This is a genomic window from Microcystis sp. LE19-10.1B, from assembly GCF_027530565.1.
GTDB lineage: Bacteria > Cyanobacteriota > Cyanobacteriia > Cyanobacteriales > Microcystaceae > Microcystis > Microcystis aeruginosa.
In genome coordinates, this window is record NZ_JAPZQM010000398.1 from 1 (window position 1) to 15,303 (window position 15,303).

Here is a 15,303-nt window from a genome sequence, read left to right on the forward strand (position 1 = left end):
ATCCTTATCTGGTAAGAGACTTAATTGATTAGTTGGCTCTAGAGCAAAAACAATTGACAAAAATCGCTAAGTGCCTTTCTCTATAAGGGTTCCATCCCTTATAACCCCCGTCCATTGCATAACACAAACCGAAGAGCCGAAAATCTACGGTTTCACCGATAGGTTATTGCCCGAATGCTTCGCCCCTACAGGACACGGGCCGATGAAGACGCAAGGTTTTGAACGAAGATTCTCTCAAAATCTTGCACCTGTGAGAGCAAAACAGAACCCTAAAACCCTTACCTCGTCTATATTTCACATTTATTCAGCAAGCCCTATATAAATCCCTCGGATAGGTGAAACTGTTTCTATGAATAGTGAAATTTGATACAGTCAACCAATTTTTTACACTTCCGTTTTTTTGGCAAGTTTTGGCGGAATTTGCGCGGCTGTTAAGGTGACAATTTGGCCATCTTTGAAAATGCTGATAGACTCTCCTAAGAGGCGGTGTCTCTCAATTGCTTCTGCGATTGCGACTCTAACACCTGTATCGATTCGTTCCGATAATTTATCAGGAATTGGCTCAGTCATGGGCTGCCTCGGTTATTTGTTGCCAGATAGAGGAGTCATAGATAATGACTTGTTGATTGAAGGGACGTTCAGCAACTAAGTGCGGCTCATCCCCAGAATTATTATAGATAACCCAAGTATGGCATAAAGGTAAATACAACTGCATGAGGTTATTACGTCCCCGCTCATAACGACGACGAACCACATCTTCAGGAATATTATGACCGCCACTGGCTACCCTTCTGTGAACTCTCTCTAAAGCTAATTGTGGACTTTGTAGCCAAAAATAAATAAGATTGAGCCTATAGCCAGAACTGCGACAGTCTCTCAAAAAACGGGCAAAATGTCGGGCTGCCAGGGTGCTTTCAAAGGCAAAATCTATTCCTTGGCACTTCAGTGTTACCAGCCTTTCTAACATCAACCGTCCTGCTTGGATAGCAACCGACTCAGGATTAAAAGGTGAGAGTCTGGCGGCAATTTCATCGGCGTTAACGTACTCGATAACGCCTAAAAAGTTGGGTAAAATTTTTTTAGCGACGGTGGTTTTCCCGGAACCATTGGGGCCACCAATTAGATAAACGTCAGACATGAGGGAAAAGCTCGTCCTCCAGATTATTTTGAGATAACCTCGAACTAAGTACCAGTGGTACCAGTTTACCAGAAGTGGCTACTCTCCTAGATGATGGTAATCTGAGAACATTTGGCGATGACGGTTGCCAAGAGGTTTTCACTAATCTCGATCGAATTCGTTACCCTGAAAAATCCTGTATTTTTTAACAAGTCAGACTAAATCTTTCAAGGAGGACTTGAAAAATTGCCTTGGCATAAGTTGCTATTTGAGAGATAAAAATATAGAAGCAGCTGATTATTTACTAACCTACTTTTTTTAATTTTTAACGGGTTAGGACTGAGATATACTGAGATTGTTGCTTATAGATCACTACTATGGGACGTTTAGCGCTGATCAGCGTCACTGACAAAACCGGAATAGTTGACTTTGCCCGTCAGCTAACAGAAGAATTTGATTTTGAAATTATTAGCAGTGGAGGAACCGCCAAAACGCTCCAATCGGAGGGAATTCCCGTGATTAAAGTGGGAGAATATACAGGATCTCCTGAAATCTTGGGCGGAAGGGTGAAAACTCTCCATCCTCGCATCCATGGCGGTATTTTGGCTAGACGGGATTGGCAGTCAGATTTAGCGGAAATGGAGGCTAATCAAATTCGTCCTTTTGATTTGGTGGTGGTTAATCTCTATCCCTTTGAACAGACGATCGCTAATCCTGATGTTACCACCGCTCAGGCGATCGAACAAATCGATATCGGTGGTCCGGCGATGTTACGCGCCTCAGCTAAAAATTTCGCCCATTTGACTGTCATCAGTAACCCGAAGTATTACGAGCAGTATTTAAGCCAATTACGGCAAAATAACGGCGAAATCTCCCTGGAATTCCGTCAAAAAATGGCGGGGGAAACCTTCGCTTTAACCAATGCCTACGATGGTGCGATCGCTGCCTATTTCGCCAGCTTAAACGGGGAAACGACTCGCTTTAATTTGGCGGGAAATGCCCTGCAAACCCTGCGTTACGGCGAAAATCCCCACCAAAGTGCCACTTGGTACGGCAGCGGTACAATGGCTCAAGGTTGGGGAAAAGCGACCTTATTACAGGGAAAAGAACTAAGTTATAACAATTTAGTCGATTTAGAAGCAGCCCGCCGTTTAATCGCCGAATTCGGCAGGGAAGAACCGGCTGCCGCTATCTTGAAACACACTAATCCCTGTGGGGTGGCGATCGGTGGTAGTTTAGTGGAAGCTTATACTAAAGCTTTTAACGCCGATGCTATCTCGGCTTTTGGGGGTATTGTTGCCCTAAATCAAGCCATAGACGAAGCAACCGCTAAAGAATTAACGAAAACCTTCCTAGAATGCGTGGTTGCCCCCGATTGTAGCCCCGAAGCCCGGGATATCCTTGCTAAAAAGTCAAAAGTGCGGATTTTATTGCTGCCGGACTTAACCACGGGAGAAAAACAAACAGTAAAAGTTATCGCTGGCGGTTTTCTAGTACAAGCGGCCGATGACGTGGTAGAAACCCCGGATGAGTGGCGAGTGGTGACAGAAAAACAACCTACCCCCGCACAATTAGCGGAATTGCTGTTTGCTTGGAAGGTATCTAAGCACGTTAAATCTAACGCTATTGTAGTGACAAAAAATCAAACTACTTTAGGCGTTGGTGCGGGGCAAATGAATCGCGTTGGTTCGGTGAAAATTGCCCTTGAACAAGCAGCAGAAGCGGCTAAAGGTGGCTATTTAGCTAGTGATGGTTTTTTCCCCTTTGATGATTCTGTTCGCACGGCAGCCCAGTTTGGTATCGAGGCAATTGTTCAACCCGGAGGTTCTTTAAAAGATCAGGATTCGATTAATGCCGCTAATGAGTTAGGTTTAATTATGGTCTTAACAGGCATTCGTCATTTCTTGCATTAATACAAAGTTAGGGTGTGTTATTGCTTAAATTAACGCACCCCAACCAGTTATTAATTATCGGTTAATTTCCCCTATTCAATGGTCTTAAATTCGCCAAAAGCGCGAGGATGGTCAGCTTTTTGGGAACTAAGAAAATAGCACTATGTCTGGCTATTTATTCAGGTCATTTCCTCAAATACTTTGGACAAAAATTGACCAGACTTGGCGATCAATGTTTCCTCTCCAACTATTAAGAGTGTCAAAATAATAGTGAAGTTTTGTGACAAAGTGCAGTCAGATCTAAGAGTCTTTGCTAGAATCCTAGAAAGCTTCTGTGATCAGTCTCCTTAAAGTAGATTGTTTGCAGTAAACTAATCTGGCTAACACGCTTTTGGGCGTAATATAGGGAAAGTGCGATCGCCGAGCTTGTAGGGTGCGTTCCCTAATCTGGATCCTACTGCTCCACCGATCGATTTTTGGGAACGCACCATGCCCATAGATTGAAGTTGTGAGTTTAAGTGTGATGCCGAAGGCACTACGCCATTGCCGTATGTAGCTTAAAGCTTGAGAGCCAACTAACAAAAATATGCCCAGAGGTGGGTTAGTCATCTATCGGATTAAAATGTAAAGAGAATAATCACCTATACTTCAATCTAATATCCATCCTATGCAAATTACCCTCAACCTTGATGAATCGCTTCTCAAGGAAGCCTTTCAACTGACTAACCTCACCACCCAAGAGGAACTAATGAATCTTGCTCTACAAGAATTCGTAAGATCCCGTCGTAAGAAAAACCTTCTCGACCTTGCCGGACAAATTCAATTTGCTCCAGATTTTGATTATAAAGCCCTACGTGAAACTCGTCATGTTGCTGATTGACACATCTGTGTGGATCAGCGTCTTCCGCGATCGCAGTGGTCAAGTTCGCCAGCAACTGGAAACGTTAATTGCAAATCGTGAGATTTTACTCACCCGCTTTACCCAGCTTGAACTGCTTCAAGGGAGCTTAAACGAGCAAGAGTGGACAATCCTCTCTACTTACCTCGAAGTGCAGGATTATGTTGAACTCAGGCCTTCTTCCTGGCAAGCGGCTGCACGTATTTACTATGATCTGCGTCGTCAAGGATTGACTGTTCGCAGCCCAATTGATTGCTGTATTGCTCAAGCGGCACTGGAAAATGATCTGCTTCTGATTCACAACGACCGTGATTTTGAAACCATTGCTCAAGTGCGATCTCTTCAAAATCTCCGTTTTCAGCCCTAGGGTGCGTTCCCTAATGGGGGTCCTACTGCTCCACCGATCGATTTTTGGGAACGCACCATGCCCATTGATTGAAGCTGTGAGTTTAGTTGCGATGCCGAAGGCACTGGTTGGTCTATCGGCGCGTTACGAGGGCAAGCTTAATCGTAATCAAATTCAGAATGGTACAGTCACACGAAGGTGGCATTGGAACAGTGGAAGAATGCAAACTAAAACCTGGGCTTGGAGCGCAAATTGGTGAAACTATCTTCATTACAGTCCCATTAAGATTCTCAGTCTGTCTTCAACCAATGCCAGGGTTTCTGAGGATACAGTTCCCCATCGCTTCTCAAGTCGTTCTACTGAGATTGATCTTACGTCCTCGCACTTGATAAAACTTGGCATTTTCACTCCTCCCTCTGGGGGTTCCACTTTTAGGTGAAAAGGGATTCCTTTGTCTTTAGAAGTTACTGGCAAAACAACAACTAAGCCAGATGCACCCTGATTAAACAGGTCTGCTGAAATCACTAAACATGGACGCTTACCAGCCTGTTCATGCCCCCTTACTGGATTAAGGTCTGCTAGCCATATTTCTCCTCTGGTAATTTCTGCCACTACCCTTCTACTCCATCAGCGAGAGTTTGCTCCCATGTCTGCCTTTCAGAAATTTCCTCTTGCCATAAAGTCTCATTCTTCCTTAAGGCGGCGAAGGCTTCATTCGCTTGAACTAGAAAAACATATCTGCGATAATTTTCGATGGCTTTGTCTAATACTGTTGGGAGAGTATCCCCAGAGGAGTCAACGAGTGCTAACAGCGTTTTGTGAGCAGCCTCACTAATGCTAATTTTTAATTCAGGCATACTTTTCTCTCGTAGCTTGTGTAGGGCTATTGTAGCCAATTGTGTAAGGACTAACAACCTGGTTGGAACTGATTATTTATTCTCCCTTTTGCCTTTTTCCTCTCCTGATATGTAGCCTATACTCAACGGATTTAGTATTAGATAACACCTGTGAATAACGGAGTCGGAGAAGAATTTTTTTTGCCCAATGTTGAAACACTTTCAATTGATGGCGTTTGCTGGGTAAACGCAGTATATAGACAAATCGACGCATTATATCGGCTAATCTACCACTAATATTAAGGCCAAAACTGGAGACAAGGGCTGATTGTTTACCCAAGGTTAACATATCACCTAAATGGAGATAATAATAGGGTTTGAGCGATTTTTTTCTGATCACTGCCGAGATATTTTTGGCTACTACACTGGCTGCTTGATAGGCTGCCTGTGCTGTGGCAGGAATTACCTGTTTATTAGGATAAATTTCGGCTAGATCCCCAAGGGCAAAAACTTCGGGATAGTCGATTAATTGTAAACTGGAACGGGTTAATAATTTGCCTTGTGCTGTTTTCTGACAATCTAAATTATTGATCCAATCTTGTGCTTGGGTTCCTGCTGTCCACAATAATAAATCAATGGGGATAACTTCATTTGTATTATCTTTAAATACGGTTATGGAATTAGCGGTAACTTCCTTTAATCCCGTGTTTAAATAGAGACTAACATTCTTGGCTAAAAGGGAACGATAGGAAGCAATACGCACCGATTTAGGGAAGTTTTGCAGTATTTCCTCGTTCCTTTCCACTAGATGAACTTGGCCTTTTTTTCCTAAGCGATCAGCTACCTTACAGGCTAATTCTACCCCATTGGGACCGCCGCCAATAATTGCTAAATTAATTGAGGATTTTCCTTGAGTTTCTAATTCATGAATTGCCGTTTGTAATTTTTCCACATCCTCTAAACTCCGAAAAGTCAGCCCATAATCGGCTAACCCCGGTATAGCCGGCCAACGATTCCGCACTCCCACCGCTAAAACGAGGTAATCATAATCTATAACTTCCTCATTTTCTAAATATACTCGATGATTGTTTAAGTCAATATTACTGGCTTTTTGAGTTTTTAAATTAACCTTAGTTCCTGTTAATAATTGACGGTAGGAGGGGGCAATTTCCCAGCGTTGCAATTCTCCTGTAATTAGTTCATAGAGAAGGGGAGTAAAGAGAAAATGGTCTTTCGGTTCGACTAAAGTTATTTGCCATTGACATGATTTTACTGCTGTTAATCGACTCAGATCGAGTGCCGTGTATAACCCGCCAAAACCACCTCCCAGAATGCAAATCTTAGTTATAGGTTTATTCATGGATTTTTATTCTCAGTTGTGTTTAAGATGGGTTTCAGTTCCGAAACTAATTGTTCTGAACGAATAATTCTCGCCGGGGGCAAAAGATGATAGTGAGTGTCAGCAAAAATAGTAGAATCGGTCTTAATATTCAAGTCTTTTGGGTCATAAATTGTTGGCACAACCCGACTTAATTCTTCGGCAGATTTGCGAATATTAGCAACGGTTTTACCATCATTTTTGGCATAAACCCAGGGCAAAGAAACCACTAAAGTCGCCCCTTTTGCTTCTAAATCTTTCTTGAGTTTTTCAATAGCTTTAATCGAGTGAGGAGAAGCAGCAGTATCAAAGGTCATTTGCCACCATTTCCCCGTTCTTTCCTTAACTATAGTCGGATCACCTGTATTAGTCATTGGATCGGAAAGATAACCCGTCATTCTGCCTTTGGTGAATAAATCAACCGTGGATTTAGTAACTGGACGCATCCCCGGAATACCTAATAACCAAGTATCCTCGATCATGGTTTTTAAAGGTATCCCACCTAACCCTGGTTTGCCAATAGCGACGCTAAAAGGAGCCGATCCCCAAAGTCCTTCGCCGCGATTAAAACCGTCCTCATCCATGAGCATGAGATATTCGGGAATCAGCAGAATTACGTCTCCTTGGCGCGCTTTTTCGAGAATCATAGCGGCAATGACATTTAAGCCGATATCCCCCTGTAAACCGAAGTTAACCACGGGAATTCCCAATTCTTTGGCCATTAATTCCGAATTTATGCTATAATGCGCCCCCGATCCCGCCGTGACGATTAAACGCCGCGGTCCTTCGACCTTGGCTGCGATCGCTGATTTTTCCTCGTACATCATCCGCAACCAGCTTAATTCGCCGCCGTAGATGACATTATAAACAAAGCCGAGGGACCAAGCGACTCCCAGAGAGGCTAACCAGGGGAAAGGGTTAAAGGATTTAGTATTCATCAGAATTCAAAGTAAATAAAGTCACCGGTATTAGTGGAAGCTAGGAGAATAGTTAAACCTAGCAATATTTTAGACAGCCAAGGTGATAACAATAGTTCATATTCAAACTTTTTCTGAGCAATAGCCAAATGTTCGAGGATTAAAACAATGATACCAAGAACTAAAGCAACGCTTAAAACTGCTCCTTGATTGAGAGTATAGGAACTAAAAATTTCCCCGATATTAGCTAAGGAATAATTGAAAGGATTGGCAATAACCAGCATTTTGCCGATTAATCTTCTGGTGTTAATCTCCATGAAAAAGAGACAACCAAAAATGACCGCCAATTGCGTTAAAGCCCAGGAGACAATTTGCGGCTGAGAAACGTATTTTCCGACGAAAGCATAGAAAGGTCGGCCCAGATAACGCAGTAATAATAATAATGCCCCGTGATAGGCACCCCAAAAGATAAAATTCCAAGCTGCACCGTGCCAGAAACCTGAAAGAGTAAAGGTAATGAATAGATAAAAAGGCGCCCAATTTTTATTGGAACCCATCAGGGGTAAAAATACATAATCCCGAAACCAAGTGCTAAGGGTAATATGCCAACGTCGCCAAAATTCGTTAATACTTTGGGATGTATAGGGGGCTAAAAAGTTTAATTCTAATCTAACCCCGACAAAATAGGCTAAACCAACAGCAATAAAGCTATAACCACCGAAGTCAAAATAGATTCTCAGGGTGAATAAAAAGGCCTCAAACCAGATATACCAAGCATTATCGATCATCTTATCTAATTCGATGTAGGGCGCAATGTTATCGGCGAGGACAAATTTCATAAATAAACCGAGGGAAAGCCAACGCAAACCCTTCTCGAAGTTTTCTCCTGTAAATTTGAGGCGAAATCCCTCCATTTGTGGTAATAAATCCCGGCGACGCTCGATCGGACCTGCGACAATTTGGGGGAAAAAGGAGATAAAATTGACATAATCGAGGACGGCTAGGGGTTTCTTTTTCTTTTCCCGTAGGGAGTCCACCACGAAAGCCACCATCTGGAAGGTATAGAAGGATACCCCCGGTGGTATTTGGCTAGGCACGGGAATTGGGGAAAGTTCCTTCCAGTTAGGGGGGAGAGAAACGAATAATCCGATGATTTCCTCGACAAAAAAGCCGAAATACTTGAAGTAGGCGAGGACGAGAATATCGATGACGATAACGATAGTGGCTAGGAGATTCGCTTTCCAGCCGCTCATTTTCAGCACTAGCCAGACCATAATGTAGTTAAAGGCTAGGGAGACGATGAAAACGAGGAAACTGGTGCGACTGGCGTAATAAAACAGGATTAGGGACAGCGCCGCCAATCCGACTCCATCAAAAACACCTCGCCAGAGATTGAAGGACTTCGCCAGGTAGCGCGCCGTTAGGAAAGGAACGCTAAAAAGGATTAATATCCACCAAAATATAAAATCAGAGTAATTCAAGGCGTGTTAACTCCTGATGGTCTGTGTTACCTTGTTTGAGATGGGTTTCCTGACTTCTGATGCTCAGAGACGAGGGATTTTCTTGACAAGCCTATCAAACTTTGTCAGACTTGTCCATAAAATTACCTTCATCCATCCTAAAAAATCGAGGCTAGACAAGCAATGCTTTATCAAAAACTGTTAGATGCACATAAACGCTATCGACAATTTAAGACTTATCCCCATATTGCCGATCAATATTGGTCTAGTCAGTTGGCAGAGCATAATATTAATCCTAATTATGTGGAATATGATGCTAAATCTGGTCAACTTTTTTACAAACCCTTAGGGATCAGTTTAAGCAAAAATAAGCAGGATTTCCTCTTGGGTAGCAAAGTTTTTAACAAAGCTAACGCACTAAAAGCTCTGGCCGATTGTAAATTTTATATCGATGGGCAACAGGAATTAATTATCGATATCGATGGAGTTAAGTTAATTATCGAGACGGGACAGGATTTAGATATCGCCCATGAAATTTTCCTTTTAGGTGTATATAATTTCCTCTATGACAAGCCCTGTGTAGCGATCGATATTGGTATGAATACGGGTTTTGCTAGTCTCTTTTTTGCCAATCGAGCTAATGTGAAAGCTGTCTATAGTTACGAACCTTTTAAGGCTACCTACGACCAAGCTTTAAGAAATTTTGCCCTCAATCCTAATCTAGCGGAGAAGATTAAAGCTTTTGATTATGGAGTCGGCGCTCGGGATGAAATTATTCAAGTCGAATACGATTACACCGTGAAAGGTAGTGTTGGTATTTCTGGTATTGACAACCAATTAAAACCTTTTGCCTCGAAACAAACAGCTACAGCCGATTTAATTCTTAAACCTTTCACCGATGTGTTTAAAGGTATTACCTCTGATTATCCCGACATCGATATAGTTGCCAAGATTGATTGTGAAGGTTCCGAATACGAAATCCTCGATTCTTTAGCGGCAACTGGTCAATTGGGACAGATTAAAATTATCATGATGGAATGGCATAAAAAGGGTCCAGATGCTTTAGTTAAGCATCTGCAAGAATTCGGTTTTATCATCTTTTCCAGGATGCCTCGCAGTAAAAATGTGGGTACTTTGTACGCAATTAAACCCTAAAGTACAGAAGTGAGGTGATGGGGAGATAGGGAAATGGGGAAATGGGGAAATTTTAACTAATACCCCAAAACCCCAATACCTTCTAACTGATAACTGATAACTGCTTTACTGTGCTTGACAATAGGTATTAAAAGCTTCGCCAGTTTCTTTTTCTAATTGGCCGGCTTTTCTTACCTTTTCCTGTGCTAATTTTGCCCCGTTTTTATTGCGAGTTTCGATAACTTGAATTATTTCACGAGTGGCAGTGGCATAATCTTCGTAAACTTGAGCGAAGGCGATTTTATATTTCTCTAGTTCGGTATCCTTCACTTCTAATTTTTTCATATTTTCTGCGGCCTGTTCGATTTTATCGGCGGCTAATAGCCAACTTTTTTGGTCAATTTCTATCCCTTGAGCGTTGGTTAAGGATTTGGTTTCTTGGGCCACTTCGTTGGCAATCCGATAGATTTTTTGACATTGAAACTGTTTACTATCAGCACAACTTGCTAAAAAAGTCAAGCCTATAAATATTAAGATTATTTTGTTATTCATAGCATTGTATTCGAGAGAATTCTGGAGAAGCTTATAGCGGTAAACTATCAGCCTCTAAGTAGGGAGGCACAATTATTTGTAGGATGGGTTAGCGGTAGCGTAACATCAGCGGGCGTTGGGTTTCATGCTTCAACCCAACCTACGTTCTATCGGCACCCCCCTTATCAAGGGGGGCAGGGGGGATCAAAGACAAAATCTATCTTCAATTTAATTGAAACCACTTACTTAGAACTGTTCAATCTTATAAGATTAAAGTTTAGCACTCGATCGCTGTTAAGCGTGTCTTTTTTGATGCCAATTCCAGGCGTGTTCAACTATTACCTTGAGATCGGCATATTGGGGATGCCAACCGAGAACCTGTTTAGCTTTATCGCTACTGCCGATTAAAATGGGGGCATCACCTGATCTTCTGGGACTTTCGATGACGGGAATATCTAAACCAGTTACCGCTTGCGCTGTTTCAATCACTTCACGCACGGAAAAACCGTTACCATTGCCCAAATTAAACACATTACTTTCGCCCCCATTTAAGAGATATTCTAAGCCTAAAACGTGAGCCTGTGCCAAATCATTAACATGGATATAATCGCGAACAGCAGTACCATCGGGAGTATCATAATCCGTGCCGAAAATTGACAGGGAATCCCGTTTTTTCAGGGCAGTTAATAAAGCCAGGGGAATTAAATGGGTTTCCGGTTGGTGATCTTCCCCTAATAAACCACTGGGGTCGGCTCCTGAAGCATTAAAATAACGGAAAGCCACCGATTTTAAACCGTAGGCCGGATCAAAATCCCGAAGAATTTGTTCCACCATTTCCTTACTGGCAGCGTAGGGACTGAGGGGATGATGGGGATGATTTTCCGTCATCGGAATTTCTTTCGGCATTCCATAAATAGCACAGGTAGAAGAAAAAACAAATTTCTTCACATCGGCGGCGATCATCGCTTGCAAAAGAGTCAGACTACCACTAACATTATTTTGATAGTAAATAGCCGGTTCTTGTACCGATTCCCCCACGGCAATAAAAGCGGCAAAGTGCATGACGGCGGCAATATCACGACTGGCAAATAAATTATCCAGCAGCGATCGATCCCTAGTATCACCGACAATTAACTCAACTTTTAATATATCCTTAACGATTTCGGCGTGACCGTAGGATAAATTATCGAGTACGATGACGGGATAACCGGCATTTTTGAGCGCTAGAACCGCATGGGAACCAATATAACCCGCACCGCCAGTAACGAGAATGGTAGGTTTAACTTGAGACACGCGATCATACCTATTTGAGATTGACTTGTCTATAACTTTATACCCTAATTTTGCTTTTAAGTAAGTGGTTATAATTAAATTGAAGATAGATTTTGTCTTTGATCCCCCCTGCCCCCCTTAATAAGGGGGGTGCCGATCCCCCCTGCCCCCCTTAATAAGGGGGGTGCCGATAGGCGCGGGGAGCTGACAATTTTTAACACCTACCTACTTAGTTGACCATCATGTTAAGTCCCCTCGACCTATCTCTTTCCCTTGACAAAGAAACTTATCAATCACAAATTAAAGATTTAATGGAACAACTGCGATCGCTACAGAAGTCCTGTTGGGAATGTAAATTACCCGTGGTGGTGGTTTTGGAAGGTTGGGCGGCGGCAGGGAAAGGAACTTTAGTCAAAAAAATGGTTAACTATATGGATCCTCGCGGTTTTACCGTCCATCCAATTTTAACCCCTTCCCCCCAAGAGGAAAGTTACCCGTTTTTGTGGCGATTTTGGCAAAAACTGCCAGCAAAAGGCAGTATCGGCATTTTTTATCACAGTTGGTACACCCATCTACTAGAGGATCGACTCTTAAATAAATTGCCCTCCTCCCAGATTCCCCTAGTCATGCGCGATATCAACACCTTTGAGCGACAATTATCTGATGATCGGGTCGCAATCGCTAAATTCTGGATTCACCTCAGTCAAAAGGAATTAAAGTCACGCATCAAAGAATACGCCGAAAATGAACTAGAATCTTGGCGCGTGCGTCCGGAAGATTGGCAACAGGCCAAACGTTATGATGAGTATGCCAGTTTAGCCGAGGAAATGATTACCTACACTAGCACGGGGGCCGCCCCTTGGACATTGGTGGAGGGCAACTGTCAACGTTGGGCCCGGGTAAAAGTTCTCTCCCAATTAGTCGGTACGATCGCTCAAGCTTTGGATCAGCGCCAATTACCGATCGAACCCCCTGTCAATCTACCACCCCAAGCCCAATTACTGCCCACGGAACCCGATTATCTGGGGAGAGTGGACTTAAGTGCCAAATTGGAAAAAGAAGACTATAAAATCCGTTTGCGTCAGGCACAGGTAGAATTAAGAAAACTGCAATTAGAGATTTTTCAGGCAAATATCCCCGTTTTAGTCCTCTTTGAAGGGTGGGATGCCGCCGGTAAGGGAGGGGCGATCAAACGCTTAACCGATACCCTCGATCCTCGCAGTTATCAAGTGATTGCCTTTGCTGCCCCGACGGAGGAAGAACACCGCTATCATTATCTCTGGCGCTTCTGGCGGAAATTACCCGCGGCCAAAACTATCGGTATATTCGATCGCAGTTGGTATGGACGGATTTTGGTGGAGAGAGTGGAAGGATTCGCTAAAGATATGGATTGGCGACGGGCATATCAAGAAATTAACGAATTTGAAGCCCAATTAACCCATTCAGGCTGTGTTTTAGTCAAATTCTGGTTACATATCAGCCCCGAAGAACAGTTAAATCGCTTCAACGAGCGCCAAAATAACCCCTATCGTCAACATAAACTCACCGATGAAGATTGGCGCAATCGGGAAAAACAGCCCCTCTACCATGTGGCAGTTAATCACATGGTAGCCCGCACTAGCACCCCCGTCGCCCCCTGGACGATTGTAGCGGCAAATGATAAGTATTTCGCCCGCGTTAAAGTCATAGAAACAGTAATTGCCGCTATTGAAACCGGTTTGAAACAACGGGGATAGGGGAGATAGGGGTATGGGGATTTTTTCGATTCAGTTGTACAATTTACCTTTGAGTAGGCACTAAACTAAACTGGTAACTTGAGGCAGATAATCACGGCCAAAAAATGCGTGCAAACGTTGACGCTCAGAAGTTAGAACGCCTAATGCAAATCTTAGGTAAAGAAGCTCAGGGTTCAGGCACTATCTACTTTACAGGTGGAGCGAGTGCCTTACTGGTGGGATGGCGCAATTCCACAGTCGATGTGGATATCCGTCTAGATCCCGAACCGCCGGGCATTTTTCAAGCGATCGCAAAGCTGAAAAAAGAATTGAACATCAACATTGAACTGGCATCTCCGCAGGATTTTCTGCCCCCTATTCCGGGATGGCGTGATCGAAGCGTATTCATTGGCAAACGAGGTCAAATCTCTTTCTATCACTATGATTTTACAGCCCAAGCTCTTTCTAAACTATCGAGAGGGTTTGACCGTGACTTGAAAGATATTGAAGCTATGTACGAACACAAATTATTCTCTTTGAATGAGCTAGGGGAATGCTTTGAAGCGATTGCACCGGAACTAATCCGATTCCCCTCCCTTAACCCTGATGTGCTGAGAAGCAGAGTCGAGAACTTTATTGAACGTTTTCAATGTCCACCAGAGGAGAAACAATCATGAATCTCAATGAGTTGCCAGGGGCCGAGATCATCTTACCCGGACTGAGGGATCTTCACAATGGTGAGTCCAATACCATTGGGGCGTTGCTAGTTGCGATCGCATCGACGCGCCTAACCGAAGTCGGTTTCGATATCCCTAAAAATCACCTAGCTTCAGAGCCTGAGCTAACCTTGTATGCCTATCTCCAAGAGGAACGGGATGATGCTTATTCTTACTATAATGCTTTGCTGAATCGCCTCAATAGCTTTTGCAATGCACTCGAACTCGCTTATAAAATATGATGACAATTTCCCCCAGTTTAATTTCTCCCGATCTCAGTTTGGCCGATATTCCCCTAGAGGAAACCCTCTCTTTAGGAGTGATGGCTTCTGGTAGTGGTTCCAATTTTGCTGTTTTGGCGGCAGCGATCGCAAAAAAACAGCTAAATGCCCGAATTCCTGTTCTCATCTACAATAATCCCGATGCCAAGGTAAAAGAAAGAGCCGATGACTACAATATCCCTGCGGTTTTCCTCGATCATCGTCAATTTAAACCCAGAGAAGAACTCGATCGGGCAATAGTAGAAACTTTCCAAGAATACGGCGTAAAATGGGTAATTATGGCGGGCTGGATGCGAATTGTCACCCCGGTTTTACTAGATGCTTTTCCCGATCGCGTGATCAATATCCATCCTAGTTTACTACCCAGTTTTAAAGGTGTGCGCGCCGTGGAACAAGCTTTAGCTGCGGGGGTAAAAGTGACCGGATGTACTGTGCATATCGCTCGCGCGGAGGTAGATAGTGGCCCAATTTTAATGCAAGCAGTGGTTCCCATTCTCCCGGATGATACCGCGGCCAGTCTCCACGAACGCATTCAAGTGCAAGAACATCGCATTTTCCCAGTAGCGATCGCTTTAGCGGCGAAATTGGGCCTATAGAGATAGATTTCTGGACTTTCTTGGCGAGAATACTGGCAAAAAAACGAAAATTCAACGCAAATCGTTAAATAAGTAGGGTCTGCTGAAAAAGTTTTTCCTAGGGGCAGGGTGTAGGGTGTGGGGTGTGGGGTGTGGGGTTTTACCGATTTTGAGGGGGTCAATTACCTAATTTTCAGGGAAAAAGTCCCTGAATTTCCCCCTGATCACTCCCATA

18 protein-coding genes are annotated in these 15,303 nt (G+C 43.3%); 8 read left to right on the top strand and 10 right to left on the bottom strand.

The genetic code is table 11. The features are described 5' to 3' along the window. Window positions 1-384: 384 nt before the first annotated feature. A complete protein-coding gene (locus O9332_RS14425; protein WP_002752778.1) occupies window positions 385-570 on the bottom strand; it encodes a hypothetical protein in 186 nt (61 codons plus the stop codon). Beyond that, window positions 563-1,138 (bottom strand): ATPase, encoded by a 576-nt coding sequence (locus O9332_RS14430; protein ID WP_288026127.1) that lies wholly within the window; start codon window positions 1,136-1,138, stop codon window positions 563-565. The genes O9332_RS14425 and O9332_RS14430 overlap by 8 nt, the downstream gene beginning before the upstream one ends. 356 nt (window positions 1,139-1,494) lie before the next feature. On the opposite strand from O9332_RS14430, the gene purH reads away from it, so the two are divergent. The 3 genes from purH (at window position 1,495) to vapC (ending at window position 4,274) form a co-directional block, all read left to right on the top strand. Next, window positions 1,495-3,030 (top strand): bifunctional phosphoribosylaminoimidazolecarboxamide formyltransferase/IMP cyclohydrolase, encoded by a 1,536-nt coding sequence (gene purH / locus O9332_RS14435; RefSeq protein ID WP_288026129.1) that lies wholly within the window; start codon window positions 1,495-1,497, stop codon window positions 3,028-3,030. Window positions 3,031-3,676: 646 nt separating this feature from the next. Beyond that, window positions 3,677-3,889, top strand: a complete 213-nt coding sequence (locus O9332_RS14440; RefSeq protein ID WP_041804466.1) for a type II toxin-antitoxin system VapB family antitoxin — start codon at window positions 3,677-3,679, stop codon at window positions 3,887-3,889. Further along, window positions 3,876-4,274, top strand: a complete 399-nt coding sequence (gene vapC, locus O9332_RS14445) for a type II toxin-antitoxin system VapC family toxin (protein ID WP_002785628.1) — start codon at window positions 3,876-3,878, stop codon at window positions 4,272-4,274. Before O9332_RS14440 ends, vapC begins: the two co-directional genes overlap by 14 nt. 249 nt (window positions 4,275-4,523) lie before the next feature. Here vapC and O9332_RS14450 read toward each other — a convergent pair whose 3' ends face one another. From O9332_RS14450 to O9332_RS14470, 5 genes are all read right to left on the bottom strand, one after another. Beyond that, window positions 4,524-4,865 (bottom strand): type II toxin-antitoxin system PemK/MazF family toxin, encoded by a 342-nt coding sequence (locus O9332_RS14450; protein WP_043996813.1) that lies wholly within the window; start codon window positions 4,863-4,865, stop codon window positions 4,524-4,526. After that, window positions 4,865-5,110, bottom strand: coding sequence for a hypothetical protein (locus O9332_RS14455; protein WP_002739747.1), 246 nt, complete (start codon window positions 5,108-5,110; stop codon window positions 4,865-4,867). The genes O9332_RS14450 and O9332_RS14455 overlap by 1 nt, the downstream gene beginning before the upstream one ends. 76 nt (window positions 5,111-5,186) lie before the next feature. Then, a complete protein-coding gene (locus tag O9332_RS14460) occupies window positions 5,187-6,449 on the bottom strand; it encodes an NAD(P)/FAD-dependent oxidoreductase (RefSeq protein WP_288026130.1) in 1,263 nt (420 codons plus the stop codon). Then, window positions 6,446-7,405 carry a hypothetical protein gene (locus O9332_RS14465; RefSeq protein WP_002758639.1) on the bottom strand — a complete coding sequence of 320 codons (960 nt, stop codon included), beginning with the start codon at window positions 7,403-7,405 and terminating at the stop codon, window positions 6,446-6,448. The genes O9332_RS14460 and O9332_RS14465 overlap by 4 nt, the downstream gene beginning before the upstream one ends. After that, complete coding sequence (locus tag O9332_RS14470) at window positions 7,405-8,865, bottom strand: MBOAT family O-acyltransferase (RefSeq protein WP_002758640.1); 1,461 nt, start codon at window positions 8,863-8,865, stop codon at window positions 7,405-7,407. The genes O9332_RS14465 and O9332_RS14470 overlap by 1 nt, the downstream gene beginning before the upstream one ends. 162 nt (window positions 8,866-9,027) lie before the next feature. On the opposite strand from O9332_RS14470, the gene O9332_RS14475 reads away from it, so the two are divergent. Beyond that, a complete protein-coding gene (locus O9332_RS14475) occupies window positions 9,028-9,999 on the top strand; it encodes an FkbM family methyltransferase (protein WP_288026133.1) in 972 nt (323 codons plus the stop codon). Window positions 10,000-10,104: 105 nt separating this feature from the next. Here O9332_RS14475 and O9332_RS14480 read toward each other — a convergent pair whose 3' ends face one another. Both O9332_RS14480 and galE read right to left on the bottom strand, forming a co-directional pair. Then, the gene (locus O9332_RS14480) at window positions 10,105-10,530 is read right to left on the bottom strand and encodes a hypothetical protein (RefSeq protein ID WP_002758644.1); all 426 of its coding nucleotides are present in this window, start codon (window positions 10,528-10,530) and stop codon (window positions 10,105-10,107) included. A 273-nt stretch (window positions 10,531-10,803) separates the two neighbouring features. After that, on the bottom strand, window positions 10,804-11,802 hold the full coding sequence (galE, locus tag O9332_RS14485) for a UDP-glucose 4-epimerase GalE (protein ID WP_288026135.1): 999 nt from the start codon (window positions 11,800-11,802) through the stop codon (window positions 10,804-10,806). Window positions 11,803-12,023: 221 nt separating this feature from the next. Here galE and pap point away from each other — a divergent pair, with 221 nt between their 5' ends. The 4 genes from pap to purN all read left to right on the top strand — a co-directional run bounded on the left by pap (window position 12,024) and on the right by purN (window position 15,089). Next, complete coding sequence (gene pap, locus O9332_RS14490) at window positions 12,024-13,517, top strand: polyphosphate:AMP phosphotransferase (RefSeq protein WP_002758646.1); 1,494 nt, start codon at window positions 12,024-12,026, stop codon at window positions 13,515-13,517. 104 nt (window positions 13,518-13,621) lie between these two features. Continuing rightward, on the top strand, window positions 13,622-14,173 hold the full coding sequence (locus tag O9332_RS14495; RefSeq protein ID WP_002758648.1) for a DUF6036 family nucleotidyltransferase: 552 nt from the start codon (window positions 13,622-13,624) through the stop codon (window positions 14,171-14,173). Beyond that, entirely contained in the window at window positions 14,170-14,454 is a 285-nt protein-coding gene (locus O9332_RS14500) for a hypothetical protein (protein ID WP_002769454.1), read from the top strand. Before O9332_RS14495 ends, O9332_RS14500 begins: the two co-directional genes overlap by 4 nt. Beyond that, window positions 14,451-15,089, top strand: coding sequence for a phosphoribosylglycinamide formyltransferase (purN, locus tag O9332_RS14505; protein WP_002758651.1), 639 nt, complete (start codon window positions 14,451-14,453; stop codon window positions 15,087-15,089). Before O9332_RS14500 ends, purN begins: the two co-directional genes overlap by 4 nt. Here purN and O9332_RS14510 read toward each other — a convergent pair. Next, window positions 15,026-15,250: a hypothetical protein gene (locus O9332_RS14510; protein WP_288026138.1), complete on the bottom strand. Its 225-nt coding sequence runs from the start codon at window positions 15,248-15,250 to the stop codon at window positions 15,026-15,028. The genes purN and O9332_RS14510 overlap by 64 nt on opposite strands. Window positions 15,251-15,303 lie beyond the last annotated feature (53 nt).

Coding starts and splice junctions, on each gene's coding strand:
- O9332_RS14500 (WP_002769454.1), top strand. CDS start 14,170: ATGAATCTCAATGAGTTGCCAGGGGCCGAGATCATCTTACCCGGACTG.
- O9332_RS14495 (WP_002758648.1), top strand. CDS start 13,622: ATGCGTGCAAACGTTGACGCTCAGAAGTTAGAACGCCTAATGCAAATC.
- O9332_RS14455 (WP_002739747.1), bottom strand. CDS start 5,110: ATGCCTGAATTAAAAATTAGCATTAGTGAGGCTGCTCACAAAACGCTG.
- purN (WP_002758651.1), top strand. CDS start 14,451: ATGATGACAATTTCCCCCAGTTTAATTTCTCCCGATCTCAGTTTGGCC.
- O9332_RS14460 (WP_288026130.1), bottom strand. CDS start 6,449: ATGAATAAACCTATAACTAAGATTTGCATTCTGGGAGGTGGTTTTGGC.
- O9332_RS14475 (WP_288026133.1), top strand. CDS start 9,028: ATGCTTTATCAAAAACTGTTAGATGCACATAAACGCTATCGACAATTT.
- pap (WP_002758646.1), top strand. CDS start 12,024: ATGTTAAGTCCCCTCGACCTATCTCTTTCCCTTGACAAAGAAACTTAT.
- O9332_RS14465 (WP_002758639.1), bottom strand. CDS start 7,405: ATGAATACTAAATCCTTTAACCCTTTCCCCTGGTTAGCCTCTCTGGGA.
- purH (WP_288026129.1), top strand. CDS start 1,495: ATGGGACGTTTAGCGCTGATCAGCGTCACTGACAAAACCGGAATAGTT.
- O9332_RS14480 (WP_002758644.1), bottom strand. CDS start 10,530: ATGAATAACAAAATAATCTTAATATTTATAGGCTTGACTTTTTTAGCA.
- O9332_RS14430 (WP_288026127.1), bottom strand. CDS start 1,138: ATGTCTGACGTTTATCTAATTGGTGGCCCCAATGGTTCCGGGAAAACC.
- O9332_RS14440 (WP_041804466.1), top strand. CDS start 3,677: ATGCAAATTACCCTCAACCTTGATGAATCGCTTCTCAAGGAAGCCTTT.
- O9332_RS14425 (WP_002752778.1), bottom strand. CDS start 570: ATGACTGAGCCAATTCCTGATAAATTATCGGAACGAATCGATACAGGT.
- vapC (WP_002785628.1), top strand. CDS start 3,876: ATGTTGCTGATTGACACATCTGTGTGGATCAGCGTCTTCCGCGATCGC.